Source organism: Glycomyces algeriensis (assembly GCF_027622855.1).
Lineage (GTDB): Bacteria > Actinomycetota > Actinomycetes > Mycobacteriales > Micromonosporaceae > Glycomyces > Glycomyces algeriensis.
In genome coordinates this window covers 300,972-326,428 of the sequence record NZ_JAPZVR010000003.1, presented here as the reverse complement: position 1 = coordinate 326,428, position 25,457 = coordinate 300,972, and the positions used below count along the sequence as shown (strand labels likewise).

Sequence of the window (25,457 nt, the reverse complement as noted above, 5' to 3'; positions counted from 1 at the left end):
GGCGTCAGGCCCGGCCGCCGTCGCGCCGGGCGCTGCCGGGCATGGTGTCGAAGGGCGCGTCGTCATACCCGTGGAAGTCCTTGTACGCCACGATGTTCCGGGACCGCAGGATCTTCAGCGTCCGCCGGCGGACCTTCCGCAGGACCTCGATGTCGCTCGGCGTCAGCGAGGCGACGTCCACCGCCGGGGGCTTCTCGGTGACCCGCAGCCGGACGTGGGCGACGATGACGCCGACCGCGAAGGCCGCCAACAGGAGGAACGGTACGGCAAGTACGGCGTTCGAGGCGGCCTCCCACCGCCGGACGAGCGCCGCCCCGAGTGCGAGCGTCGCGATCACGAGGACCATCACCGCGATGCCGTTCAGGGTCCGGTCCCACTGCCGGTAGGGCGTGAGCGCCCACGGGACGAAGAACCCGAGGATCGCGCAGGCGGACAGGCCGGCACCGATCCATGCCACCGGGAGCAGCGCCTCGTTGTCGATGCCGCCGGTGAGCATGATGAGGCCCAGCGCCACGGCCGCGCACAGGGAGAAGATCGTGAAGGCGAACCCGAGCCCGGCGACCGTCTTCCCCAGTGCCGTGCGCCGGTACCAGCGCTTCGCGAGGGTCAGCTCGACGTGCGCGTAGTCGAGCACGACCCGGTTCAGCGCCCCGATCTCGAACGGGGTGAAGTTGTCGTGGATCGTCGCCCATTCGTTGGGCTGGATGGCGGCGGCCTTGGGCATCAGACTTCCTCGATCTCGGTGGCAATGGGCAAGGGTCTCAACCTTTCGCGTCGAATTCGCGCCAGCCGATGTGGCGCCGTTCGAGCACCCGCCGCGGCTTCGGCCTCGCCCCGACTGAACGGCCGCGAGAACTCGAAATCCCGGGCCCAGGAGTCGACCGCGTCGCGCGCCCATGCGCCTTCGGCGGCGTCGGTCTTGCGCGCCCAGTTCTCGACCGGCTTCGGAAGCGTCATCGCTGCTCCTGTTCGAGGCCGTGACCGCTGGTGGATCGCCGGCGACCGTTCGTTCCGCCTTCGCCCGCCCCTTAAGCGCGACGGACCGATTGCACGTATCGCGCCGCCGCAAATTCTACGGAACCCGCGCAAGACCGCCGTCCTGCCCGCCCGATGAGCGCGCGGGAAGGTCGGCGGCCACCTTGCGAACGGCACAGTTCGGCACGCCGCCTTCCGAATCCGCGTCAGGTGCGGGGCGGGGCGACCGACTCGCGCCAGATGACCTGCTGCAGATGCGTTTCCGGTTCGGGCGCGCCGTCGCCGCGGATCGCGGCGACGAGTCGGCGCATCGCATAGGCCCCGAGGCGCTGCCGGTCCTGGGAGACCGTCGTGATGGACGGCAGGAAGTGCAGGCTCAGCGGCAGGTCGTCCCAGCCCGTCACGCTCACGTCCTCCGGCACGGACCAGCCGCGCTGCACCGCGGCCCGGATCGCGCCGGCCGCGAGGACGTCGTTCGCGGCGATGATCGCGAGCGGGGGCAGGTCGTCAGGCAGTTCGCGGACGCAGTTCCCCGCGTGGATGCCGCTCCAGTTGCCGCCCACGACGCCGACGGACTCCAGCCCGAGCCGGTCGACCGTGGCGAGGTAGGCGTCGCGGCGCGCGACGGCCGCCGGGTAGTCGGAAGGACCCGCGATGTGCAGGAACCGACGGTGCCCGAGGCCGACGAGGTGCTCCATCATCTCCACGAGCGGGTGCGCGTCGCTGAACGCCCCCGTGGCGTGCATCTCCTCGTCGAACTCGGAGAGCGCGAGGAACGCGGGGGCGGACGCCGCTGAGGAGCTTCGCGGCGTCGGTATCGGGGAGAAGGAGAGGACGCCTTCGTACTCGAACGAGCTGAGGACCGCGTCGACCTCCTGCGCGAGCGCTTCGGCGTCCTGCGAGAGGTTGACGAGCTCGACCGTGTAGCCGGCTTCGCGGGCGGTGGTCACCGCTCCTTCGAGGAGCGATCCGAGGCTCAGGCCCGGGAAGGGGATGACGATCGCGAGACGCCCGGTCCGCTGCGTGCGCATCGAGCGCGCGGCGAGGTTGGGGCGGTAGTTGAGCGCTTCGGCCGACCGCAGGACCTTCTCGCGGGTCGCGGTCGAGATGCCCGCGCGCCCCGTGAACACGAACGACACGGTCGACTGCGAGACCCCCGCGTGCCGTGCGACGTCGTGGCTGGTCGGCCGTTTCCCCATGCCTGCATCCTCCATATCGGGAATCCCGCGCTGAGACCTTGACCTGGCGGGCGTGCCGTGCTCATACTACCTACTACGTCTTAGTAATACGTAGTAGAAACGGCGAGGAAGCATGCTCAGGATCGGAATCATCGGGACCGGCGGGATCGCCGGCGCCCATATCGGCGGGTACCTCGCGTTCCCGGAGGAGTGCGAGATCGTCGCGCTCGCCGATGTCATGCCCGGCAAGGCCGCGGAGAAGGCCGCCGCCTTCGGGCTGGCGAACGCGGTCGGGTACGACGACCCCGTGCGGATGATCGCGGAGGCCCGCCTCGACCTGGTGAGCATCGCGACGCCGCCGTCGACGCACGCGGCGCTGGCGGTCGCGGCCCTCGACGCGGGCGTGAACGTGCTGGTGGAGAAGCCCATGGCGCCGTCGCTGGAAGAGTGCGACGCGATGCTCGCGGCGCAGGAGCGCTCGGGCCGGCTGCTCTCGGTGGTGGCGCAGAACCGCTTCCGCGACGACCTCGCCGCCCTCAAGACCGTGCTCGACTCGGGCCTGCTCGGGTCCGTCTCGCATGTGCGGGTCGACTCGGCGTGGTGGCGCGGCATGCCGTACTACGACCTGTGGTGGCGCGGCACCTGGGAGAAGGAGGGCGGCGGCTGCACGCTCAACCACGCGATCCACCACATCGACCTCCTGCTGTGGCTGCTCGGGAGCCCCACGGAGATCACGGCGATGCTCGCGAACGCGCAGCACGACAACAGCGAGGTCGAGGACCTCTCGGTCGCGGTGCTCCGGTACGAGCGGGGCCTGGCCCAGCTGACGAGCTCGGTGGTGCACCACGGCGAGGAGCAGGAGATCGTCATCCAAGGCGAGCGGGCCCGGGTGTCCCAGCCGTGGAAGGTGATCGCCGAGCGCTCCGGTGAGGGCGGATTCCCCGAGCGGGGCGGCGACCCCGAGCTGGTCGCGGCCATCGAAGCCGTTGTCGCCCAACGCGAGCCGTTGGCCCACCACGGCCATGAAGGGCAGATCGGCGACCTCCTCGGCGCGATCCGCGACCGGCGCGCCCCGATCGCGGACGGGCGGGACGGACGGGCCGCGATCGAGGTCGTCACGGCGATCTACAAGGCCGGCATCGAGCGGGCGTTCGTCGCGCTGCCGCTGCAGGCCGACGACCCCTACTACCGGGCCGGCCGGCTCGTGGAGCACGCCCCGCACTTCTACGAGAAGCAGCGCTCGCTCGCCGAGGCGGCGACGTCATGACCGAGTCCTCCTTCCCCGGCGGGACCTCGCTGTCGCACCTCGACGTCTACGAAGGCGCGGCGCCCGACGGCGTCTGCGGCGGCAGCCCCCACATGCACCTCGTCTCGACCGAGGCGTACGTCGTCGCCGAAGGCCACGGCGCGCTCCAGACGATCGACGGCGACGGCTTCCGGGAGACCGAGCTCGCGGCCGGATCGGTCGTGTGGTTCACGCCCGGCACGATCCACCGCGCCGTGAACCGCGGCGGACTGAAGGTCGTCGTGCTGATGAGCAACGCGGGCCTGCCCGAAGCCGGGGACGCGGTCATGACGTTCCCCGCCGCGATCGTCGCCGACCCTGCCGCGTACGCGAAGGCGTCCTCGCTCGGCGACTCGTACGGCCGGAGCGAGCGCGCGGCAGCGCGTCGCGATCTCGCCGTCGCCGGTTTCGAGACGCTGCGCGACGCGCTCCTCGCAGGGGACCGCGGACCGCTCGAGGCATTCCGCGCGGCGGCGGGCGCGCTCGTCCGGGACCGCGCCGCCGCCTGGGGCCGACTCGTGCGCGAACGCCCCCTCGCGCAGGCCGAGCAGTCGATCGCGCTGACCGAGGCGGTCGCACGCGGCGACATCGCCCACCTGGCCGAGGCCCGTGTGCAGCAGGCGATGCCGTCCACCGGCGAACGCGGGTTCGGCATGTGCGGCCGCCTGCGCACTTACGACGTCACCGATTACAAGGAGATCCTGCAGTGAACCACCCCTACGTCTTCGACCCCCTCCCCGAGCCCGTCGTCGAACCCGGCGAGTTCGCGTTCGCGGCCGTCGGCCTCGACCACGCCCACATCTACGGGATGACCGACGGCCTCACCGGCGCCGGCGCGACCGTCACCTGGGTGTTCGACAGCGACCCCGAGCGGGCCGCGGCGTTCGCCGAGCGGTATCCGACCGCGCGCGTCGCCTCCTCGGAGCAGGAGGTGCTCGACGACCCCGACGTGCGCCTCGTCGCGACCGCGGCGATCCCCTCCGAGCGGGCCCCGATCGGCCTGCGCGCCATCGAAGCGGGCAAGGACGCGTTCGTCGACAAAGCACCGATGACCTCGATCGCGCAGCTCGAGGCCGTGCGCGAGGCGACCGCGCGCACGGGCCGCAAGTACGCGGTCTACTACGGCGAGCGGCTCCACTCCGAGGCCGCGATCCTCGCGGGCCAGCTCATCGAGCGCGACGCGATCGGCAAGGTCGTGCAGGTCGTGTGCTTCGGCCCGCACCGCATCGGCGGCGGCCGGCCGGACTGGTTCTACGACCTCGAGCAGTACGGCGGCATCCTCTGCGACATCGGCAGCCACAACTTCGAGCAGATGCTGTATTACACGGGCGCGGCCGACGGCCGCGTCTCGACCTCCACGGTCGCGAACTACGCCCACCCCGCCACCCCCGGCCTGCAGGACTTCGGCGACGCCCACGTCGTGCTCGACAACGGCGCCACCGGGTACGTGCGGGTGGACTGGTTCACCCCCGATGGCCTCGGCGTCTTCGGTGACGGCCGCACGCTCCTGCTCGGCACCGACGGCTACATCGAGCTGCGCAAGTACATCGACATCGGCACCGACAACGGCGGCGGGCAGGTCTTCCTGGTGAACCAGAAGGGCCAGTACCGGTTCAACGCGAACGGCATGACCGGCTTCCCGTACTTCGGCCGGCTCATCCGCGACTGCATCGACCGCACCGAGACCGCCATGACCCAGGCGCACGCGCTGAAGGCCGCCGAACTCAGCCTCCGGGCGCAGGGCGACGCCACCGTGCTCGCCCCGCAGCCGGCGGCGTAGGCGTCGAGACCACAACGATGTGGAGTTCTGAATGACGCATTCCCTTGAAGCGCGCGGGAGCGAGGTGCGGGTGCCGACCCCGCGGGCGGGGCGGCCCCCGTCCCGCCGCGACCCGAGACCGCGCGCGAAGCAGACGTGGCGCCGCGCCATCGCCCGCGACTGGCGCCTCTACACGTTCCTGATCGTGCCGCTCGTGTTCCTGCTGGTGTTCAAGTACATCCCGATGCTCGGGAACATCATCGCGTTCCGGCGGTTCCGCCCCGGCGGGTCGATCTTCGGCGACGAGTGGGTGGGCCTGTACTACTTCCAGGCCTTCGCCACGAACCAGCAGTTCTGGAAGGTCTTCGGGAACACCGTGGTCCTCGGCGGACTCACGCTCCTGGTCACCTTCCCGCTGCCGATCGTGCTCGCGCTCATGCTCAACGAGCTGCGGTCGCGCCGGTTCAAGCGGATCGTGCAGACCATCTCGTACCTGCCCCACTTCATGTCGATCGTGATCGTCGCGGGGCTCGTGCTGCAGCTGACCGCGCTGAACGGCACGGTGAACCAGGTCGTTGAGGCCATGGGCGCCGATCCCGTGCCGTTCATGCAGCGGCCGGAGTGGTTCCGCACGATCTACGTGTCGTCGGAGGTCTGGCAGACGGTCGGCTGGGGCACCATCCTGTACCTCGCCGCGCTCACCACGATCGACGACCAGCTCTACGAGGCGGCGCGCGTCGACGGCGCCAACCGCTGGAAGCAGACGTGGCACATCACGCTGCCGGGCATCCGTCCGACGATGATGGTGCTCCTCATCCTGAACATCGGCTCGTTCATGGCCGTGGGCTTCGAGAAGGTGCTGCTCCTGCAGAACCCGCTCGTCTACTCGACGGGCGACGTCATCGCGACCTACCTCTACCGCGTCGGCATCCAGTCCGCCCAGTTCTCGTACGGGACGGCGATCGGGCTCTTCGAGGCCGCCATCGGCCTCGTCCTGGTGCTGCTCGCGAACGGCCTCTCCCGTCGAATGGTTGGAACCTCGCTATGGTGACCGAGAACCTCCCCCGGAAGCCCGACATCGCCCACGTCCGCAAGGAGACCGGCGTCATCCGGGAGTCGCCCGGCTACCGGGTCTTCCGCGTCGCCAACGCGATCGTGCTCCTGCTGGTGTGCGCCGTGACCCTGTACCCGTTCGTGAACCTCGTCGCGAAGGCGTTCTCGTCGGAGGGGTACATCGCGGCCGGCGAGGTGAACCTCCTTCCGCGCGGGTTCAACCTCGACACCTTCCGGGTCGTGCTCGGCGACGATCTCTTCTGGACGAACTACGCGAACACGTTCCTCTACACCGTCGTCGGCACCGTCATCGCCATGGCGTTGACCGCGACCTACGCCTACGCGCTCAGCAAGCCGCATCTGAAGGGCCGCAAGTTCTTCGTCGGCATCGCCGTGTTCACGATGTTCTTCGGCGGCGGCCTCATCCCGAACTACATCCTCATCGCGAACACCCTCGGCTGGCGCAACAGCATGTGGGCGGTGGTCGTGCCGGGTGCGCTGAGCGTCTTCAACCTGCTCGTCATGAAGGCGTTCTTCGAGAACTTCCCGGCCGAGCTCGAAGAGGCCGCCGCGATCGACGGGCTCACCACCTACGGCGTCTTCCTCCGGATCGTGCTGCCGCTGTCCAAAGCGGTGCTCGCGACCATGACGCTGTTCTACGCGGTCGGCCTCTGGAACTCGTGGTTCAGCGCGTTCCTCTACATGGACGACAAGTCGCTCTTCCCGGTCACGGTCTATCTGCGCAACCTCATCGCCGCGGCGACGGGGACGCAGGAGATCGCCGACGCGGGCCAGGCCGCTCAGGTGGCTTCCAACATCCAGGCCGTGACGATGCTCCTCACCGTCCTGCCGATCATCTGCCTCTATCCGTTCATCCAGCGCTACTTCGTCTCGGGCGTGATGCTCGGGTCGGTGAAGGGCTGACCAACCCCTCTCACGAATCCCATCCCGTCCGCGTCGAACAACGACGTTCACGAACAGGAGAGAACATGTCCATCACCCGCAGAGCCCTCGTGGGGCTCACCGGCCTCGCTGCGTGCGAAGTCGCCCTGGCCGGCTGCTCCGGCGGCCCGAGCGACGGGTCCGGCGGCGACGCCGAGGCCACCATCGGCGAGGCGCAGTCCGTCGGCGCCATGGAGGACTTCGGCGTCGGCACCACCTTCAAGGCGACCGAGCCGGTCGACTTCTCCCTCATGTACCGCGACCACACGAACTACCCGGTCCAGGACGACTGGTCGGTCTTCCGGCACCTCAAGGACGACCACAACGTCACGTTCACCCGCACCGACATCCCGATGGCCGACTACGACCAGAAGAAGTCCCTCCTCATCGGCAGCGGCGAGGCCACCGACATCATCTCGGTCACCTACGGGGGCACCGAGACCCAGTTCATCACGGGCGGCACGATCCTGCCGGTCTCCAGGTACTTCCAGTACATGCCGAACTTCCAGCAGAAGATCAAGGACTGGGGACTCCAGGAGGACCTCGACAACAAGCGCCAGGCCGACGGCCGGATCTACCACCTCCCCGGCCTGCGCGAAGCGCCCGACGTGCAGTACTCCGTGGTCATCCGGGAGGACCTGTGGGAGCGGGCCGGCCTCACCGAGGACCCCGCCACCTGGGACGAGTTCCAGGAGCAGCTCCTGCAGGTGAAGGAGGCGAACCCCGAGATCGACTACGCGATGTCGGACCGCTGGACCGACGCCACGACCCTCGGCTCCCTGCTCAGCGTGATCGCCGTGAACTACGGCACGCTCGCCGGATGGGGCTACGCGAACACGTACTACGACGAGGGCGCCGGGAAGTTCGTGTTCAACGGCACCACCGACCAGTACCGGGAGGTCGTCTCCTATGCCGCGGGGCTCATCGCGGCCGGCGCCCTCGACCCGGAGATCACCCAGACCGATGACCAGGCGACCCAGAAGTTCATCTCGGGCAAATCCGCGGCGATCTCCGGGAACACCCAGACGCTGGTGGAGTACCGCACCAAGTTCGCCGACGCCGGCAAGGGCGACGTCCCGATCCGCTTGATCTCGCTCCCCAGCGGCCCCAGCGGCTCGAACCTCCCGAGCGGGCGGTTCACCTCCGGCCTGCTCATCAGCGCCAAGGCGTCCGAGCAGCCCTACTTCAAAGCGCTCCTGCAGTTCGTCGACTGGCTGTACTACTCCGACGAGGGCCTGGAGTTCGCCCAGTGGGGCGTCGAGGGCGAGACGTTCACGCGCGCGGCCGACGGCACCCGCGTCCTGAACGAGGACATCTCGTGGAGCTCGATCAACGCGGGCGCGCCGAAGCTCCTGAACGCCGACTTCGGCTACAGCAACGGCGTCTTCCTCGTCGCGAACGGCTCCTCGAAGGACCTCGTCTTCTCGATGATGACGGACGAGATCGCGGAATGGACCGAGCTGCAGCTCGCCGCCAACGAGCAGCTGCCGGTCGCACCCGCGGCCCAGCTGGACGAGATCGAGCTGGAGCAGACCTCGCTGCTCCAGACCCAGTTGACCGACGCCGTCCAGGCGGCGACGGCCGCGTTCATCACGGGCCAGCGGTCCATCGACGACGAGTGGTCCGCGTACGTCACCGAGACCGAAGGCCTCGGCGCCACGCAGCTCATCGACACCATCAACGCGGCGCTCGAGCGCGCGTAATCCGACGAAACCCGGTGGGCCGGTCGCTCTCTCACCGTCGGCCCACCGTCTCCGGCGCCCGCGCCTCCGCGGGCTCCGCATACCGCTCCCCTCAGGAAAGTGAGAAATAGACATGACAGAGTCGCCATCCGGCGTCCCCCTCAACCGCCGCGCGATCCTCGCGGGCGGCGCCGCCCTGCCGGTCGCACTCGGCCTGGCCGCGACGCCCGCCCATGCCGGCACCGACGCGGCCCGACCGCGAGCCGTCGTCGTCGAGCCGAGGCGGTGCCGCCAGGTCGTCCGCGGCTTCGGCGGCATGACCCACGCGGCCTGGATCGGAGAGCTGACACCGTCGCAATGCGACACCGTCTTCGACAACAGCGGCACCGACGACCTCGGCTTCACCGTCCTGCGCATCCCCGTCCCCGAGGACCGGGCGAACTGGTTCGTCGACCTCGCCACCGCACAGGCGGCCTTCGCCAAGGGGGCGCTCGTCTTCGCCTCGCCCTGGGATCCGCCGGAGGAGCTCGTCGAGCTGTTCGAGCGGGTCGACGAGGCTCCGGCGGGCAGCCAGTACGAGGCCGAGACCGCCGCACTCGTGAACGCGCACATCGCGACCGACACCCCCGGCCATCAAGGCGAGGGGTACGCGCACTTCGAAGCCGCCGCGGATGCGAGCGTCGAGTTCACCGGCGTCTTCATCGGATCGACGGGCACCAAGAACCTCGCGTTCCGGTACTCGGCGCCCTCGGACGTGCACGTCGACGTCCACGTCGGCGGCGTCCTCGTCGCCGAGAACGCGCTGTTCCCGAGCACCGCGGGCGCGTGGGCGTGGAAGTCGGTCCAAGCCGCGATGACGCCCGGCCAGTGGGCCGTGAAGGTCAGCGCGACCGGCGAGGGCGGCCCGGACCTCGACTACCTCATGGCCGCGCCGTACACCCCGCCCGCCGAGGCCCGGCGCCTGCGCCACGACGCCTACGGCGCCTATGCGGAGCACCTGAACGACTTCGTCCTCCACATGCGCGACAACGGCGTCGAGCTGTACGGGATCTCGGTCCAGAACGAGCCCGACTACGCGCACGACTGGACGTGGTGGACCACAGCGGAGATGAACCGCTTCCTTCGCGACTTCGCGGGGCGGATCGACTGCCGCGTCATCGCCCCGGAGTCCTTCCAGTACGTCAAGTCGGTCTCCGACCCGATCCTCGACGACCCCGCCGCGTTCGCGAACGTCGACATCCTCGGCGCGCACCTCTACGGCACGGCGGTCGAGGACTTCCCTTACCCGCGCTTCGAGGACGAGGGCGCGGGCAAGGAGCTGTGGATGACGGAGGTGTACCACCCCAACAGCTCGAGCTCCGCGAACCTCTGGCCCGAGGCGCTGAAGGTCGCCGAGCACGTCCACCACGCGATGGCCGACGCCGGGTTCCAGGCGTACGTCTGGTGGTATCTCCGCCGCTACTACGGGCCGCTCCAGGAGGACGGCACGATCAGCAAGCGCGGCCGGATGCTGGCGCACTTCGCGAAGTTCGTGCGCCCCGGCCACGTGCGCGTCGAGGCCCAGAAGGAGCCGCAGGCCGGGGTCCTCACCTCGGCGTACACCGGCGACGACGGCTCGCTCACGGTCGTTGCCGTGAACACGACGACCGCTGCGGCGAGCCAGTCCTTCGTGGTCAAAGGCCGCCGGGTCCGCAGCGTGCAGTCGTGGCTCACCGACGCGACCCGCGACCTCGAGCAGCAGCCCCGCATCACGGGCAGGGGCGACGGCTTCACCGCATCACTCCCGCCCGAGAGCGTGACGACCTTCGTCATCGCTGCGTGAGCAACGGCGCCCTGTCGAGCGGCGAAGGGGCGGAACCGCGAGGTCCCGCCCCTTCGCCGTGTCATATCGCCGAGTCGGCGGCGTCGCGCGTAGTGGTCGGCAAGGGGTTCCTTGCCGTCCTGGACCTCGCGGATGCGCTCGTCACTCCTCTGAGCGGGCGAAGCGCTCGATCACGTCGTGTCGGGCGCCGCTCAGCACCAGCCCTTCGATCGTGCCGATCGCCGGAGGTCCGAGCGTGCGCTCAATCCGGTCAGGTGAAGAGGGCCCGGCCCCACCAGTCGTCCTCATCGCGGACGCCCGGCGGGCAGGCGAAGATCGCCGAGGAGGTGTGCTCGATGTACTCGTTGAGGACGTCGTTCTCGGAGAGGCTGCGTTGCACGGGGATGAACCCGGCCTCCGGGTCCCGCTGGTAGGCGATGAAGAACAGGCCCGCGTCGAGGCGGCCGAGGTTGTCGCTGCCATCCACAAAGGAGTAGCCGCGCCGGAGCATGCGGGCGTCGCCGTTCATCGTGGGATGGGCCAGGCGGATGTGGGCCTTGGCGGCGATGACCGGCACGCCGTCGGCCTCGGCTTCGAAGTCGGGTTCGTCGAACTCGCCGGTGGCGCCGAGCGGCGCGCCCTCGGACTTGTCGCGGCCGAAGATCTCCTCCTGCTCGGCCAGGGTGGTGCGGTCCCAGGTCTCGACCCGCATGCGGATGCGGCGGGTGACCAGGTACGAGCCTCCGGTCAGCCAGTCGGCGCCATCGTCGGCGCCGACCCACAGGTGCTTCTCGAGCAGGTCCCCGTCCTCGGCTTTGAGGTTGGCGGTGCCGTCTTTGAAACCCATGAGGTTGCGCGGCGTGGACTGCGCGGTGGAGGTCGAGGAGGTGCGGCCGAAGCCGAGCTGGGACCAGCGCTGGCTGACCGTGCCGAACCCGATCCTGGCCAGGTTGCGGATGGCGTGCACGGCCACCTGCGGGTCGTTCGCGCAGGCTTGGACGCACAGGTCCCCGCCGGAGACGGCGGGGTCGAGGGCGTCCAGCGCGAACGGCGGGAGCTCCCGCAGCGCCTCGGGGAGGCGGTCGGCGATGCCGAACCGGTCGACGCCGTCGGCGTCGGTGAACAGGGTCGGACCGAACCCGATGGTGAGCGTCAGGCCGGAGGCCGGGAGCCCTTGGGCCTCACCGGTGTCGTCCGGCGGCGCGTAGTAGTCGCCGCCCGCGGCGCCGCCGGGCCCGGCGTAGTCGCCGCCGCACATGCGCGCGGCGGCGACCGTCCATGCCTGGAGGAGTGCGATGAGCTCGTCGCGGTCGGCGGTGATGACCTCGAAGGCCGCGAAGTGGAGCCGGTCCTGTGCGGGCGTGAGGATCCCGGCCTGGTGGGCCCCGTAGAACGCGATCGCCTCGGCGTTCGGGTCCAGTGCGGCCGCTTCGGACGTGGCCGGCCAGAATCTGCCTGCGGCGAATCCGGCTCCCGCCGCGGCGATGCCTGCGGTGCCGAGCCCGATGGCGTTGCGTCGCTTCACCTGATCACTCCTCCTGCGCCCCGGGCCGCTATTCGGCGACCACTGCGGCGACCTTGCTGACCTGCTCGCCGAGCGCGTTGATGGCGTCGGAGAGCTCTTGCAGCTCTTCAGGGGTCAGCTCGTCGTGGAGGCGCCAGCCGTCGCCCTCGCGGTGCTGTTCCAATGCGGCCCAGGCGTTCGCGAACTCCTCGTCGAGGGCGGCCACGAGGTCGGGGTCGCGCTCATCGAGGACCGGGCGCATCGAAGCGATGGCGCCTTCTGAGCCTTCGAGGTTCGCGGCGAAGTCCCACAGGTCGGTGTGGGAGTAGCGGTCCTCCTCCCCGGTGATCTTGAACGAGGCGATCTCGTCGAGGAGGGCCTTGGCGCCGTTGGCGAGCTGGAGCGGGGACAGCTCCTCGGCCGCGGCGAGCGCGACGATCTCGTTGACGTCGGCGACGAGCTGGTCGGCGATCGGTCCCGACTCGCTGAGGTCGCCGGTGATCCACAGGTCGTACTCGAGTTTGTGGAACCCGGTGAAGGCCGGGTCCGTCGGGCCTTCGGGGTAGTCGTCCTCGCGGGCGTCGATGCGCGGGTCGAGGTCGCCGAAGATCTCGGCGACCGGCTCGATCCGCTCCCAGTAGGTGCGGGCGACGGGGAACAGGGCCTTGGCGCCTTCGATGTCGCCGGCGCGGACGGCCTCGGCGAACAGCTCGGTCTGCTCGACCAGGCCCGCCGATTGGCTTTCCACGTACCGCTTGTAGGAGTCGACGGCGTCTTGGAGCGCCTGGTCCTCGGAGAGGCTGGCGGCCTCACCGGTGACGGTGAAGTCGGCGCGGATGCCGTCGCCGATCATGCCGGGCTTGCACGCGGTCTCATAAGCGTCGGCGGGCAGCTCGACGATGAGCTCGCGCGTCAGGCCCGGCGTGATGTTCTCGACCTCGCCCATGACGCGGTTGCCCTCGGCGTACACGTAGAACTCGTTGACCTTGGTGCCCTCGTTCTTGATCGTGAACGTCACGGTCCCGGCTTCGGCTTCACTGACGGCGACTTCGCAGGCGTCGTCGGTGGCGAGGACACCGATCGCGCCGTCGTCCGACTCGGCGGGCTTCTCCGAGCAGGCGGCGAGCAGGGCGAGCGCGGCTGCCGCCGCGGCGGCAGGGGCGAGGTGGCGCATGGTTCTCCTCATTGGATTTCGGCGGGGGCCGGTTCGGACCGGGACGCCGACTGGGGGCGGGACTGCCTGCGGGGCAGCAGGAACAGGACGAGCACGGGCACGACGTAGGCCGCCCAGGCGGCGCATTCGAGCATGGTCGGGGCGGCGGTCAGGTTGAACATGCCGGTGAGCAGCTCGGCGTACCAGGTGCCGGGGGTGAGCGTGGCCGAGATGTCGAACGCGATCGTGTTCAGGCCGGGCAGGTCGCCGGCCTCTTGGAAGTCGTGGACGGCGTACTTGAGCATGCCCGCGGCCACGAGGATGAGCAGGGCGCCGGTCCACGTGAAGAACCGGGTGAGGTTGACGCGCACGGCACCGTGGTACAGGCCGACCCCGATGGCGGCGGCCGCGGCGATGCCTCCGCCGGCGGCACCGAGCGACGCCGCCGGGTTCTCGGCGAAGTCGATCATGGCGTAGAGGATGAGCGCGGTCTCGAGCCCTTCGCGGATGACGGCGAGGAAGGCGATGGCCGTGACCGCGATCGGTCCGATGGCGATCGCACCGGTGAGCCGATCGCGCAGGTCGCCGCCGATCTTCCTGGCGGCCACGCGCATCCAGAAGATCATCCAGGTCACGAACGCGACGGCCAGCAGCGAGGTGATCGCCTCGAACCGCTCCTGTCCGGCCAGGGACAGGTAGGCGCTGCCGTAGTTGAGCGCTGCCCCCGCGCCGATGGAGATGAGCACGGCCGCGGCCGCGCCGATCCACACGTGCGGCAGGTAGCGGCGCTGATCGGACTTCACCAGGTACGCCACGAGGATGCTCACGACCAGCGCGGCCTCAAGGCCTTCGCGCAGGCCGACGAGGAATGTCGCGAACATGGGGCTCCTAGGGGCAAGGGGTGGTAAGGCGATGCTAAACCAGATTAGGCCGACCTTACAAATCGCCTGGTAGCCGTCCGGATACTGACTGGGGTCCGGTGATGCAGCCGCTGGCACCGGAATCGGCACGGTCGTAGTATTCGACCGACGACCGGCACAGGCGGGACCCGGAGGCACTGCCGGCCGGGCCTCTTCCATGCGGTTCGCTCGGCGGGGTTACCGTGGGGCGCATGTCTACGAGCGTTCCCACCCCCGCCGAGATCGCTGCGTTGCCGAAGTCCGAGTTCGCGTTTCCCGGCCCGCTGCGGGACCAGTTGGTGGCGGCGATTCTCACCGGGGCCAAGACCTCCACCACCGGTCTGGTGGTCGACTACGAGCACGAGGGCGAGGCCCTGCCCAAGGTGGGCGAGCGCGCGGTCGTCGTCGACTCCGACGAACGGCCCGTCGCGGTCATCGAGACCACCGAGGTGCGGGTCGTGCCGCTCTCGGCGGTCGACCTCGAGCACGTGATCGATGAGGGCGAAGGCGACCGCAGCATCGCCGCATGGCGCGCGAACCACGAGTCGTTCTGGCACAGCGAGGAGATGCGGGAGGCGCTGGACGATCCGGAGTTCACCGTCGATGACGCGACCTTGACAGTGCTGCAACGGTTCCGCCTGGTGTCAGACCTGCGCTAGATGCAGCTGCCCCGGATCCTCCTGCGGCCGCGCGGGTGACCGTCACCTTCGAGGTCACGCGTTCTGACGCTCGCTCTCAGACCAGCTCGCGCAGCAGGGCGCTCAGGATGCGGACGGTCTGCTCCGGCTGCGTGTAGATCGCCAGGTGGTCGGCGGGGAGTTCGGTGACGGGCCAGCCTTTCGCGACGGCCTCGGCGGCCTGGGCGCGGTAGGCCTCGCTCAGGCGCAGGTACGCGCACGGGCCGGGCGGCCACGCCGGGGCGTGCGGGGCCGTCTCCTCGAAGTACGCCAACGGAATCCGCGGCAGGGCCGCGGTGAACGCCTCGCGCTGGTCGACGTCGGGGAGGAGCTCCTCGATCGCCTCGGGCGGGAACCAGTCGCTCCACTTCGGCAGCCGCCCGCCCGCGGCCACCTGGCGCAGGTGGTCGCCCAGTTCCTTCGGGGCGGAATCGAACCAGGACTGCCCGGGATGGGGCAGCAGGGCGTCGACGAACACGGCGGCCGCGGTGCGGGGCACCGCCTCGGCGATGGCCGGGAGCAGTGCTCCGGCGCCGCTGTGGGCGATGAGGACGGCCGACTCGTGCATCGCGTACTCGCGCAGGCCCGCGGCGGCGAGTGCGGCCGCGGCCGGGAAGTACGGGCCGTCACCGGCGAAGGCCGGTCCGAGGTCGAGGGTCGCGACCACGTGCCCCAGCGACCGCAGCGCTTCGGCGGCGGGCCCCCAGGCCTGCGCGCCGGTGAGCGGGCTGTGCACCAGAACCAGAAGCGGATCGTCCATGTTTCGATTGTTCTGCCCCGAAGCGTGAAACGCAAGGGCTCCACGGCCCGGAAGCCGTGGAGCGCAATCCGGCTCGTCAGCGGGGGAGTGATCGGGGCAGGGCGAATCGTGGGAGTACGCCGCTGTCGAACCTGACGAGGGCGCTGATGCGGTCGCCGGCGAGGGTGACGACGGTGAGGCCGGCGGCCAGGCGCGGTCTTCCGGGGGCCGGGTCGAGGTACGCGGCGAACGCCGGCTGGCCGTTGGCGCGGGTGGGAACGAGGGCGAGCGACCAGCCCTCGCCCATGATCGCGGCGAAGAAGCCGGCGGCGACCTCGCGGCCCTCGTATTCGAGCGGGATCGGCGGCATGGAGACGCGGACGTCCTCGGCGAAGAGCGCGACCAGACCGTCGACATCGCCTGCGGCGTAAGCGCGGACGAACTTGTCGATGAGGGCCTGCTCGGCGGCCGAGCCGGGCGCGGGGGCCGGTTCGTGGCCGTCCGGCAGCCGCCGTTCGAGTCCAGCGCGGGCCCGCTTGAGGGCACTGTGGACGGATTCGGTGGTCGAGTCGAGCATGTCGGCCACCTCGTCGGCGCGGTAGCCGAGCACGTCGCGCAGGATGAGCACGGCGCGCTGGCGGGCGGGCAGCAGCTGCACCGCTGTCGTGAACGCGAGCGAGATCGCCTCGGTCTGCTCGTAGCGGGCCTCGGGGCCCGGCACGACGGTGAGCGCGCCTTCGAGCGGCGCGTCCGGGTAGGGCTCGAGCCAGGTGACCTCGCCGATCCGGGTCGGTTCCGGCGGTTGGACGCCGGGGTTGCCCCAAGCCCGCGCCGGACGGCGGCGCGTCGAGCGCAGCGCGTTGAGGCACCGGTTGGTGGCGACCCGGTAGAGCCAGGTCCGGATCGACGAGCGGCCCGCGAACCCGCCGAGGCCGCGCCAGGCGTCGAGGAGCGTGTCCTGCAGTGCGTCCTCGGCGTCCTGCACCGAACCGAGCATTCGGTAGCAGTGGACCTGGAGTTCGCGCCGGTACGGCTCGGTCAAGCGCCTGAACGCCTCGCCGTCGCCCGCTCGCGCCTCGGTGAGCAGTTCGGTCGCAGTCATCTCGTCACTCCGCTCCGGATTGAAGGTCCTCATTCATGTGCTGACACCGGCCGGGCCGCGAAATGGTCGCTTCGGGACCGACCAATCCGGCGCGTCCGCGGTGCCTACCCCTTCGAAGCCACTCAAGGCGACAACCGGTCCTTCGGACCGCGTACCGATTCTCGGAGGAACCATGACATTCGCGGACAAGACCGTTCTCATCACAGGAGCCAATCGCGGTGTGGGGAAGGCGCTGGTCGCCGAGGCCCTGGACCGGGGCGCGAAGCGCGTGTACGCGGGGACCCGCGGCCCGCTGGCCCACCCGGACGGGCGGGTCGCGCCGATCCGGCTCGACGTGACCGACCCCGACGATATCCGGGCGGCCGCCGAGGAGATCGGCGCACTCGACGTCCTCGTCAACAATGCCGGGATCGCGCTCCCGGACGCGCTCGACGACAGGGACGCGCTCGAACGGCACTTCGCCGTCAACTGCTTCGGCCCCTTTGCGGTGACGCAGGCGTTCCTGCCGGCGCTCCGAAGTTCCCGCGGCCGGATCGTCAACATCCTCTCGCTGTCGGGGGTGGCGGCGATGCCGCTCCAGCCGACGTACTCGATGTCGAAGGCGGCGGCGTTCTCGATGACCCAGTCGCTGCGGATGCTCACGGCAGGCGACGGCATCGGCGTGCACGCCGTGCTGCTCGGCCCCACGGACACCGACATGACCCGCGGCTTCGACATCCCGAAGGCCGCGCCGGAGGCGGTCGCGCGCCGGGTCTTCGACGGCGTGGAGAAGGGCGAGGAGGAACTCTTCCCGGACCCGTTGTCGGCGTCCGCGACCGCGGGCTGGGACGGCGGGCCGACCAAGGCGCTCGAACGCCACATGGCGACCTACCTGGCGGACGGCGACCGTGACTGACCTCAATGGAACGACCGTGCTCGTCGTGGGCGGCGGCCGGGGCCTCGGGCGCGGGATCGCGCTCGCGTTCGCCGACGCGAAGGCCTCGGTGGTCGCGGTGGCCCGGACCGGCAGGGACCTCGACGATCTGGCCGCCGCGAGCGGCCAGATCCGGGCCGAGACGGCCGACGCGGCCGATCCGGAGGTCGCGTGGCGGCTGCTGGACCGGTACGAACCCGAGGTCCTCGTCCTGGTCGCGGGTGCCAATCCGGTGATGCGCCCGCTCCAGCACCAGACCTGGGAGACGTTCTCCGCCAACTGGAACGCCGACGTCAAGATCGCGTTCACGTGGCTGCGCGAGGCGCTCTTGCAGCCGCTGCCGCCCGCCGGCCGGATCGTGGTGGTCAGCAGCGGCGCGGCCATCGGCGGGTCGCCTGCCAGCGGCGGCTACGCCGGGGCCAAGGCGGCCCAGCGGTTCATCGCCGGGTACGCCCAGGACGAGTCGGACCGGGCCGGTCTCGGCCTCACCGTGACCGCCGTACTGCCCAAGATCACGCCGTTCGGCGATGTGGGCAGGCGCGGCATCCGCGCGTACGCCGCCCGGAACGGCGAGACCGAGGACGCCTTCCTGAAGCGCCTCGGCGACCCGCTGACACCGGAGCAGGCGGGATCGGCGCTGGTGGGCCTCGTCCGCACCGACCCGGCGGACCTGGCCGCCGGCTACATGCTCACCGCGACCGGACTGACCGAACTGCCGTGACCGCACCCGAGTTCAAAGGAGCTTCGACCCTGGAAGCATTCGCCGAAGCGGCCACGTTCCCGGCCTCCGACCGTTCCGCTGCTATCACGGGGACGGTGGCCGACCTGAACGGCGGCCTCATCGTCGACTAGCCGGTCCGGCAGGTGCCTGGCGACCGTGAGCGCAGAGAAGCCGCGGAGGGTGGTCCTCCGCGGCTTCTCTGCGCGTCAGAGCGGATTTAGCCGAACTGGCAGCAGATGTTGTAGCCCCTGGCGGTCCAGAAGCTCGTCGGGTTCGGGTTGCTCAGCGTGGGGTCGCCGACGCTCGGGGCCGCGGCGGTCTGACGGCCGTTGCGCATCTCGACGTGCGTGTGGGCGCCGCCGGACGAGCTGACGCCGCGCCAGTCCTCGACGCCGATCCTCTCGCCCACGGAGATGGTCGCGCCGACGCCGACCGTCGGGTCCAGGTGCAGGTAGACGACGGTCTTGTTGAGGCTCGAGTTGTAGACGGCGAGCGTCGACAGGCCGCCGGAGCCCCGGGAGCCCTCGGTCATGCGGACCACGGTGCCGGAGACCGGCGCGTACACCGAGGCGCCGACGGTGTGCGCGATGTCGACGCCTTCGTGGCGGCCCGAGGTGGTGGTGTAGCCGTCGAAGTACGCGGTGATGTTCGCCGACGACGAGTGGTAGACGGCGTACTCGAGGTTGTCGGCGGCGGCGCCGCTGACGCCGATGAGGTGGGCGGCGTTCTCGTTCTTCAGATAGGCGCGGAGGTTGGCCTCCGACCCCGGGCTGAAGTTGTCGATCGGGCCGCTGTAGCCGCTGTTGTAGAACACCGTGACGTACCGGCTGGTCCGGTTCCAGGCCGAGGCGGCGTTGTTCTTGACGCACTGGCCCTGGCCGGCGCCCGCGCTGACGAACTTGTAGCAGCCGGTGCCCGAGCCGTAGTCGCTGACGGACCCGGCGAAGTCGCTCACCGAGCCGGAGGTGTCGCTGTTGTAGTAGAGGCAGAACTCTCCGGACTCGCACACGCCGTTGCGGGCCGTTGCGGCCTGCGCGGGCACAGCTCCGGCGACGGCCGCCGCAACGCCCATCACCGCCGCCGCGAACAGCGCGAGCAGGGCGCGCCGCTTCGATCTGATCCAACTCATGACTGCTCCTTGTTGCAGGGGGTGGGAAAGGAGGTCGGGCGTTTCTCATCATGGGGTCGAACGATGTCCGGTGGCATGGACTCGAATTGAAGCGATTGTGACGCTTGGGAATACGGCCTGAGACGACCGGACTCCCTCCAGGATCTGACAGGAATCTCCACAAGTCAAGCAATCCATGAAGGAATTCTTCACGGCTGGACCGGTGCGCCAGACCGTGATCGCGCGCCTTGGACCGATCGACGGAGGTCCGGGTCGAGAGGCGTCTTACGACCGTGCTCGGTTGTGGATCGGTAAAGGACTCGGGTTAAGGTGTGCGCGTGGAGCTGCATGTCGCGAAGTCCGGGTCCGATACCGCCGTCGGAACCGTTGAGGATCCTCTGCTCAGCATCGGTGCGGCCGCGGCGCTGGCGCAACCAGGCGACACGGTCGTCGTGCATGAGGGCGTATACCGGGAGTGGGTGAACCCGCCCCGCGGCGGCACGGCCGCCGCGCCGATCACCTACCAGGCCGCGCAGGGCGCGGACGGTTCCTATGAGCCGGTCACGATCTCCGGCGCCGAGGCCGTCGCCGACTGGCGTCCCCACCCCGGCGCCGCGGGGGTCTGGACCGCGACGGTGCCGAACACCCTGTTCGGGGAGCGCAACCCGTACGCGGAGCGCATCGGCGGCGACTGGTTCTTCGACCGGGTCAACACCTGGCACACCGGCGAGGTGTACCTCGACGGCAAGTCGATGTACGAATCGCTGACCCTGGACGGCGTCGAACACCCCGCGGCCACCGAGGAGTCGTTCGACCAGGCCGGCTCGCTGCTGACCTGGTTCTGCGAGGTGGGCGACGACGCCACCACGATCTGGGCGAACTTCGGGGGCGCCGACCCGGCCGACCACGAGATCGAGATCAACGCCCGCAAGTTCGTCTTCTGGCCCGAGGCGACGGGCATCGACCACATCACGGTGCGCGGCTTCACCCTGACCAAGGCCGCCACGCAGTGGGCACCGCCCACCGCGCTGCAGGAGGGCCTGATCGGCCCGCACTGGTCCAAGGGCTGGGTGATCGAGGACAACACGATCACCGACTCGAAGAACGTCGGCGTCTCCCTGGGCAAGGAGGCCGGCACGGGCCAGAACGAGTGGACCGCGGGATCGAAGGGTGACAAGGGCGGCACCCAGCGCGAACGCGAGGTCATCCAGCGGGCGCTCGCCCTGCGCGGACCCGACGCCGGCGAGCCGCACCCGTGGGACCGGGCACACGTCGGCTCCCACACGGTGCGCCGCAACACGATCCAGGACTGCGAGCAGGCGGGCATCGTCGGCCATCTCGGCGCGGCGTTCTCGCACATCGTCGACAACCACATCGCCCGCATCCACGTGAAGCGGCAATGGCACGGCGCCGAGGTGGCCGGCATCAAACTGCACGCCGCCATCGACACCGTGATCAGCGGCAACACCATCCACCACACGCATCGGGCCCTGTGGCTCGACTGGCAGGCGCAAGGCACCCTGGTGCGGCGCAACGTCTTCTACGCCTCCACCGCCGAGGACTTCATGGTCGAGGTCTGCCACGGCCCGTACCTCGTGGACTCGAACCTGTTCCTCTCGCCGTGGTCGGTCAAGGACATGTCCACCGGCGGCGCCTATGTGCACAACTACTTCGCGGGCCGCATCGCGAACTGCACCGAGCACCAGCGGTACACCCCGTACCACCTGCCGCACTCCACGGCCGTCTACGGCGTCTCGAACATCCTCGGCGGCGACAACCGGTTCTACAACAACATCTTCGTCGGCGACGGGGAAAGCACCCGGCCGCAGGCGGAACCGGCGCTCGCGAGCTTCTGGAACGGCGCGATCGACATCGACGGCGTGCCCGGCCAGGCCACGTTCGTGCCCACCCCGGTGGGAACCTCGCAGTACGACGCCTGCCCGACCCCGGAGGAGTATCCGCACGAGGACGGCAGCGCGCTGGCCGGGCCGCGCCTCCCGGTGTGGGTCGAAGGCAACCTGTACGCGGAGGGCGCCGAGCCGTTTCGCGCGGAACCGGCGCCCCTGGTCATCGGCACGTCGCCGGTGCGCGTCGAGGTGCACGACGCCGCGGCCGGCACCGTCCGCGTCGAGGTGAACGGCGCCATCGACGCCGTCGCCCCGGTGACGACCGAGCGCCTCGGCACGAGCTACCAGGCCGAGATGGGCTACTCCAACCCCGACGGGTCTGATCTGGACCTGAGCTCGGACATCACCGGCCTCCCGCGCGACACGGTCGTGCCCGGTCCGTTCGCGGCGTCGGCGCCCGGCACTAGTTTGCTCACCGCGCCGGCCCCGAACCGCCGGGGCTGAGGAGGAGACGCCCGGTCTACTGCCGCATCACGCTCACTCCGATCGCGTTCTGAAAATTGCCCGCCTTCGTGAAGACGCTCTGCCCGTAGCAGAGGCCGACGTGCGAGCCGTAGGCCCGGTTGATCCAGGACCAGCCGGCACCGGAGTCGCCTCCCTCGGTGACCTTCGAGTCCATCCGAACCAGGTCCTCGGTGAGGATGCCGTCGAGCGTGCAGGACCACGAGGGTCCGTCCACATCGGCGCCGCATTCGCGGGTCTTCGTGAACTGCCCGAACACGCAGATCGATTCGCCCACAGTGAAGCCGTACCACGGCTCCACCGACAAGGTGTCGCGTCTGGCCCAGGGATCGACGTAGAACTCCGCCAACTCGGCCTGCCCCGGGGTGGCGTGCCATTCGACATCGCCGAAGGCCCCGCGGTGCTGGTTCCGCCAGTTCAGGTTGATGAGGCCATGACCGGGCGCCCATGCCTGGTCGACGCCGTCGCAGTGCCCGGCAGTGGTCACGCCCGTGGCGCCGAACGGGCTCTCGACCGTCCAGCCCATGGTGCACCAGGGCGTCCCGTCCTTGTAGCCCGCCATGCCGCCGTAGGAGTGCTGAGTGGTGTTGCCGAGTCCGTCGACGACCGCCAGCGCCACGTCCCGGTGGAACTCCTCGGCGAGCCGCTCGCGGATCTCACCGGGGTCGGAGGACAGGCCGGGCTGGGCGGCCAGATGCGCCGTTATCGTGCCGTCGGTGATGTCGAAGCCGCTGGAGAGGTCTTCGTAGCCGAGTGCGATCAGCTCGCGAGTGAGCCGCTCGTTGCGGCCCTTGAGCTCCAGGTAGGAGAACGGCTGGTGATCGGCGATGATCACGTCCTGGCCGCTCGCCCTGACCACGCGCTGGACGAACTCGTCGGCACCGCCCTTGATGTAGAGCGTCGGCGTGCCGCCGGGCGCGTCGGACACGGCGGTGCCGACGAACACCTCCGGACGCTCGGAGGCGATCGCGGCCGCGATGTCGCCGATGGCCTCGGTCACCCGGTACTGGGCCTCAGCCTGCTCGAAGGTCCAGCCGTGCGCTTCGGCGGTCTTGCCGAGGTCGTATCTGAGGCTTTCCGCGGGGGTCTGGTAGCCCTCTTCGGGCTCGTGGTCGTCTTCCTGGGCGGCGCCGGCCGCGGGCGATGCCAGCAGCAGGAGCGGTGCCACGAACGCGATGAGCACGCGTCTCGCGATGGGATGCTTCACGGGGAGGTCCGATCTTCTCTTCGAGAGGAGGGGTGCGGGTGGGGGAGCCGGGCTCGACTCCATGCCCTGGGCAAAAACTCACGCTACCAACGCGGAGCGGTCGACCGGGTCCCTTGTAGCGCAGAATCGGACGCGGATCGCGTGTTCACGCTGGTCAGCACCCAGGAAACTGTCGTACCCGCATGACAACATAGGTGCATGACAACGATCCCCGCGGCACCTGCCGTCACCATCGACACTGAAGCCGACTACCTCGCCGCGGTCGCCGCAGCCCGGGCCGCAGCGGAGGCCTACTACGGTTCCGGCGAGTCGGGTATGGACGACGACGCGTACGACCGGCTCTTGCGCGGCATCACCGCTTGGGAGGTCGAGAACCCTGACGCGATCGCCGCAGACTCGCCCACGCGCGAAGTCGCCGCCGGTGTCACGACCGGGGATGTGCCGCACCTGGTGCGGATGCTGTCGCTCGGGAACGTGTTCTCGGCCGAGCAGCTGACCGATTGGGCCGCATCGCTGCAGCGCCGCATCGGCGGCCGGGACGTGGCCGGATGGGTCGTCGAACCCAAGCTCGACGGCGTCGCGCTGGCGGCCCGCTACCGCGACGGCCGCCTGATGCAGCTCGTGACCCGCGGCGACGGGTCCACCGGCGAGGACGTCTCACACGCGATCGGCCACGTCGCCGGGTTGCCCCTCGAACTCGCCGAACCGATCACCGTCGAGATCCGCGGCGAAGTGCTCATGACCGAAGCGCAGTTCGCGGCCGGGAACGAAGCGCGCGTCGCCCACGGCGGCCAGCTGTTCGCCAACCGCCGCAACGCCTCCTCGGGGTCGCTGCGCGCCAAGGACCGCGCCTACCAGGTGCAGCAGACGTTCATCGCCTACGACGCCCTCACCGACCCCGCGCACACCAGCGACCCCGCGCTCGCGAACCTCACCCACATCGACCTCATCACCCGGCTGCACCGGCTCGGTGTCGGCACCACCATCGGCACCCGCATCGCCGCGCTCGAATGCGCCACGCTCGAAGAAGTCCGAGCGCGCATCGACCACATCGGAGCGATCCGCCCCGACCTCGACATCGAACTCGACGGCGCGGTCATCAAAGCGAACACGCCCGCCGACCGCGCCGACGCCGGCACCGGCTCGCGCACCCCGCACTGGGCGACCGCCTACAAGTTCCCCGCGGACAAGAAGATCACGGTTCTCCTCGACGTGGAATGGAACGTCGGCCGGACCGGCGTCATCGCCCCTCGCGGCATCCTCGAACCCGTCGAAGTCGGCGGCACCACCATCACCTATGCGACGCTGCACAACCCCGACGACATCCTTCGCAAAGACCTCCGCCCCGGCGACCGCGTCTACGTCCTCCGCGCCGGAGAGGTCATCCCTCGCATCGAGGGCGCGATCGTGTCCCAGCGGACCGGCGACGAGCAGCCGATCGTCTTCCCTGACGACTGCCCGCGGTGCGGTGCGGCGATCGACAAGTCCGAAGTGCGCTGGCGGTGCGTTCGGGGCCGCGCGTGCGGGCAGGTGGCGGGCCTCAAGTACGCCGTCGCTCGCGACTGCCTCGACATCGAAGGCCTCGGTGAAGCCGTCGTCGTCCAACTGGTCGAACGGGGCCTGGTCGGCGATGTCGCCGACCTGTTCACGGTGACCCGTGACCAGCTGATGTCGCTGGACCGCATGGGCGACAAGTGCGCCGACAACCTCATGGCCGCAATCGAGACCGCGAAGGCCCAGCCGCTCAACCGCGTATTCTGCGCCCTCGGCATCCGCAAGACCGGGCGCAGCCTCTCACTGCGGATCGCCGCGCACTTCGGGAGCATGGAGGCCGTCCAGGCCGCGGACGCCGACGCGTTCGAAGCGGTCGACGGCATCGGGGCCGACAAAGCGGCCGTGATCGTCGAAGGTGTCGCTGAACTGTCCGACGTGATCAAGAAGCTGCAGGCCGCCGGAGTGAACATGACCCAGCCCGGATGGGTCCCGCCCGCTGCGGCAGGCGAGGAGCCGGGCCGGGCCGCAGCAGGCGGCCTCCCGCTCGCGGGCATGGCCGTCGTCGTGACCGGCGGCATGAGCGGACCGCTCACGGACTACTCCCGGACGCAGATGAACGAGCTGATCGCCCGTGCGGGCGGCAAGTCGTCGTCGAGCGTGTCCGCGAAGACGAACCTGGTCGTCGCGGGGGAGAAGGCCGGCAGCAAGCTGGCGAAGGCCGAATCGCTCGGCGTCGAGGTCATCAGCCCGGAGGAGTTCGCCCAGCGGATCGCCGCCTACCTCGACTGACGCTCCATACGATGACGGGCGGGCCAAGAGCTTTCCCCTCGTGGCCCGCTCGCTCCGCGGTTCGTTGGACGCGGCGGACGCCTGGGTGCCCTCCGGGGGAACGATCC

23 protein-coding genes are annotated in these 25,457 nt (G+C 69.9%); 13 read left to right on the top strand and 10 right to left on the bottom strand.

Annotated features, from left to right (window positions below):
• Window positions 1-4: 4 nt before the first annotated feature.
• From O2L52_RS07715 to O2L52_RS07705, 3 genes are all read right to left on the bottom strand, one after another.
• Window positions 5-724, bottom strand: a complete 720-nt coding sequence (locus O2L52_RS07715; RefSeq protein ID WP_270114781.1) for a hypothetical protein — start codon at window positions 722-724, stop codon at window positions 5-7.
• Window positions 724-957, bottom strand: coding sequence for a hypothetical protein (locus O2L52_RS07710; RefSeq protein WP_270114780.1), 234 nt, complete (start codon window positions 955-957; stop codon window positions 724-726). Before O2L52_RS07710 ends, O2L52_RS07715 begins: the two co-directional genes overlap by 1 nt.
• A gap of 224 nt (window positions 958-1,181) precedes the next feature.
• Window positions 1,182-2,174, bottom strand: a complete 993-nt coding sequence (locus O2L52_RS07705) for a LacI family DNA-binding transcriptional regulator (RefSeq protein ID WP_270114779.1) — start codon at window positions 2,172-2,174, stop codon at window positions 1,182-1,184.
• A 112-nt stretch (window positions 2,175-2,286) separates the two neighbouring features.
• Here O2L52_RS07705 and O2L52_RS07700 point away from each other — a divergent pair, with 112 nt between their 5' ends.
• The 7 genes from O2L52_RS07700 to O2L52_RS07670 all read left to right on the top strand — a co-directional run bounded on the left by O2L52_RS07700 (window position 2,287) and on the right by O2L52_RS07670 (window position 10,696).
• Window positions 2,287-3,420, top strand: a complete 1,134-nt coding sequence (locus tag O2L52_RS07700) for a Gfo/Idh/MocA family protein (RefSeq protein WP_270114778.1) — start codon at window positions 2,287-2,289, stop codon at window positions 3,418-3,420.
• Window positions 3,417-4,148 carry a cupin domain-containing protein gene (locus O2L52_RS07695; protein WP_270114777.1) on the top strand — a complete coding sequence of 244 codons (732 nt, stop codon included), beginning with the start codon at window positions 3,417-3,419 and terminating at the stop codon, window positions 4,146-4,148. The genes O2L52_RS07700 and O2L52_RS07695 overlap by 4 nt, the downstream gene beginning before the upstream one ends.
• Window positions 4,145-5,218 carry a Gfo/Idh/MocA family protein gene (locus O2L52_RS07690; RefSeq protein ID WP_270114776.1) on the top strand — a complete coding sequence of 358 codons (1,074 nt, stop codon included), beginning with the start codon at window positions 4,145-4,147 and terminating at the stop codon, window positions 5,216-5,218. Before O2L52_RS07695 ends, O2L52_RS07690 begins: the two co-directional genes overlap by 4 nt.
• Window positions 5,219-5,249: 31 nt before the next feature.
• Window positions 5,250-6,248 carry an ABC transporter permease gene (locus tag O2L52_RS07685; RefSeq protein ID WP_270114775.1) on the top strand — a complete coding sequence of 333 codons (999 nt, stop codon included), beginning with the start codon at window positions 5,250-5,252 and terminating at the stop codon, window positions 6,246-6,248.
• Window positions 6,242-7,174 (top strand): carbohydrate ABC transporter permease, encoded by a 933-nt coding sequence (locus O2L52_RS07680; protein WP_270114774.1) that lies wholly within the window; start codon window positions 6,242-6,244, stop codon window positions 7,172-7,174. The genes O2L52_RS07685 and O2L52_RS07680 overlap by 7 nt, the downstream gene beginning before the upstream one ends.
• Before the next feature lie 65 nt (window positions 7,175-7,239).
• Entirely contained in the window at window positions 7,240-8,895 is a 1,656-nt protein-coding gene (locus O2L52_RS07675) for an ABC transporter substrate-binding protein (protein ID WP_270114773.1), read from the top strand.
• Between the two features lie 112 nt (window positions 8,896-9,007).
• Window positions 9,008-10,696 (top strand): glycoside hydrolase family 30 beta sandwich domain-containing protein, encoded by a 1,689-nt coding sequence (locus O2L52_RS07670; RefSeq protein WP_270114772.1) that lies wholly within the window; start codon window positions 9,008-9,010, stop codon window positions 10,694-10,696.
• Between the two features lie 250 nt (window positions 10,697-10,946).
• Here the strand turns inward: O2L52_RS07670 and efeB are convergent, their stop codons facing one another.
• Genes efeB through efeU form a run of 3 tightly spaced genes read right to left on the bottom strand, consistent with a single transcriptional unit; the run spans window position 10,947 to window position 14,213 of the window.
• Window positions 10,947-12,200, bottom strand: a complete 1,254-nt coding sequence (gene efeB / locus O2L52_RS07665) for an iron uptake transporter deferrochelatase/peroxidase subunit (protein ID WP_270114771.1) — start codon at window positions 12,198-12,200, stop codon at window positions 10,947-10,949.
• A gap of 28 nt (window positions 12,201-12,228) precedes the next feature.
• Entirely contained in the window at window positions 12,229-13,353 is a 1,125-nt protein-coding gene (efeO, locus tag O2L52_RS07660; protein ID WP_270114770.1) for an iron uptake system protein EfeO, read from the bottom strand.
• Window positions 13,354-13,361: 8 nt separating this feature from the next.
• Window positions 13,362-14,213 (bottom strand): iron uptake transporter permease EfeU, encoded by an 852-nt coding sequence (gene efeU / locus O2L52_RS07655; protein WP_270114769.1) that lies wholly within the window; start codon window positions 14,211-14,213, stop codon window positions 13,362-13,364.
• Between the two features lie 230 nt (window positions 14,214-14,443).
• On the opposite strand from efeU, the gene O2L52_RS07650 reads away from it, so the two are divergent.
• Window positions 14,444-14,890: an ASCH domain-containing protein gene (locus O2L52_RS07650; protein ID WP_270114768.1), complete on the top strand. Its 447-nt coding sequence runs from the start codon at window positions 14,444-14,446 to the stop codon at window positions 14,888-14,890.
• 76 nt (window positions 14,891-14,966) lie between these two features.
• Here the strand turns inward: O2L52_RS07650 and O2L52_RS07645 are convergent, their stop codons facing one another.
• On the bottom strand, window positions 14,967-15,668 hold the full coding sequence (locus tag O2L52_RS07645) for an alpha/beta fold hydrolase (protein WP_270114767.1): 702 nt from the start codon (window positions 15,666-15,668) through the stop codon (window positions 14,967-14,969).
• A 76-nt stretch (window positions 15,669-15,744) separates the two neighbouring features.
• Window positions 15,745-16,749, bottom strand: a complete 1,005-nt coding sequence (locus O2L52_RS07640) for a sigma-70 family RNA polymerase sigma factor (RefSeq protein WP_270114766.1) — start codon at window positions 16,747-16,749, stop codon at window positions 15,745-15,747.
• A 172-nt stretch (window positions 16,750-16,921) separates the two neighbouring features.
• Here O2L52_RS07640 and O2L52_RS07635 point away from each other — a divergent pair, with 172 nt between their 5' ends.
• From O2L52_RS07635 to O2L52_RS07625, 3 genes are read left to right on the top strand one after another with little or no spacing between them, the layout of a single operon-like run.
• Window positions 16,922-17,644, top strand: a complete 723-nt coding sequence (locus O2L52_RS07635) for an SDR family NAD(P)-dependent oxidoreductase (RefSeq protein ID WP_270114765.1) — start codon at window positions 16,922-16,924, stop codon at window positions 17,642-17,644.
• Complete coding sequence (locus O2L52_RS07630; protein WP_270114764.1) at window positions 17,637-18,383, top strand: SDR family oxidoreductase; 747 nt, start codon at window positions 17,637-17,639, stop codon at window positions 18,381-18,383. Before O2L52_RS07635 ends, O2L52_RS07630 begins: the two co-directional genes overlap by 8 nt.
• Window positions 18,380-18,514 (top strand): hypothetical protein, encoded by a 135-nt coding sequence (locus O2L52_RS07625; protein WP_270114763.1) that lies wholly within the window; start codon window positions 18,380-18,382, stop codon window positions 18,512-18,514. The genes O2L52_RS07630 and O2L52_RS07625 overlap by 4 nt, the downstream gene beginning before the upstream one ends.
• 86 nt (window positions 18,515-18,600) lie before the next feature.
• Here the strand turns inward: O2L52_RS07625 and O2L52_RS07620 are convergent, their stop codons facing one another.
• Window positions 18,601-19,512, bottom strand: a complete 912-nt coding sequence (locus O2L52_RS07620; RefSeq protein WP_270114762.1) for a peptidase inhibitor family I36 protein — start codon at window positions 19,510-19,512, stop codon at window positions 18,601-18,603.
• Window positions 19,513-19,829: 317 nt separating this feature from the next.
• Here O2L52_RS07620 and O2L52_RS07615 point away from each other — a divergent pair, with 317 nt between their 5' ends.
• Window positions 19,830-21,842, top strand: a complete 2,013-nt coding sequence (locus O2L52_RS07615) for a right-handed parallel beta-helix repeat-containing protein (protein ID WP_270114761.1) — start codon at window positions 19,830-19,832, stop codon at window positions 21,840-21,842.
• Between the two features lie 16 nt (window positions 21,843-21,858).
• Here the strand turns inward: O2L52_RS07615 and O2L52_RS07610 are convergent, their stop codons facing one another.
• Window positions 21,859-23,067, bottom strand: coding sequence for a chymotrypsin family serine protease (locus O2L52_RS07610; RefSeq protein ID WP_270114760.1), 1,209 nt, complete (start codon window positions 23,065-23,067; stop codon window positions 21,859-21,861).
• A gap of 198 nt (window positions 23,068-23,265) precedes the next feature.
• Between O2L52_RS07610 and ligA the strand changes: the two genes are divergently transcribed.
• Window positions 23,266-25,350, top strand: a complete 2,085-nt coding sequence (gene ligA / locus O2L52_RS07605; RefSeq protein WP_270114759.1) for an NAD-dependent DNA ligase LigA — start codon at window positions 23,266-23,268, stop codon at window positions 25,348-25,350.
• Window positions 25,351-25,457: the final 107 nt, after the last annotated feature.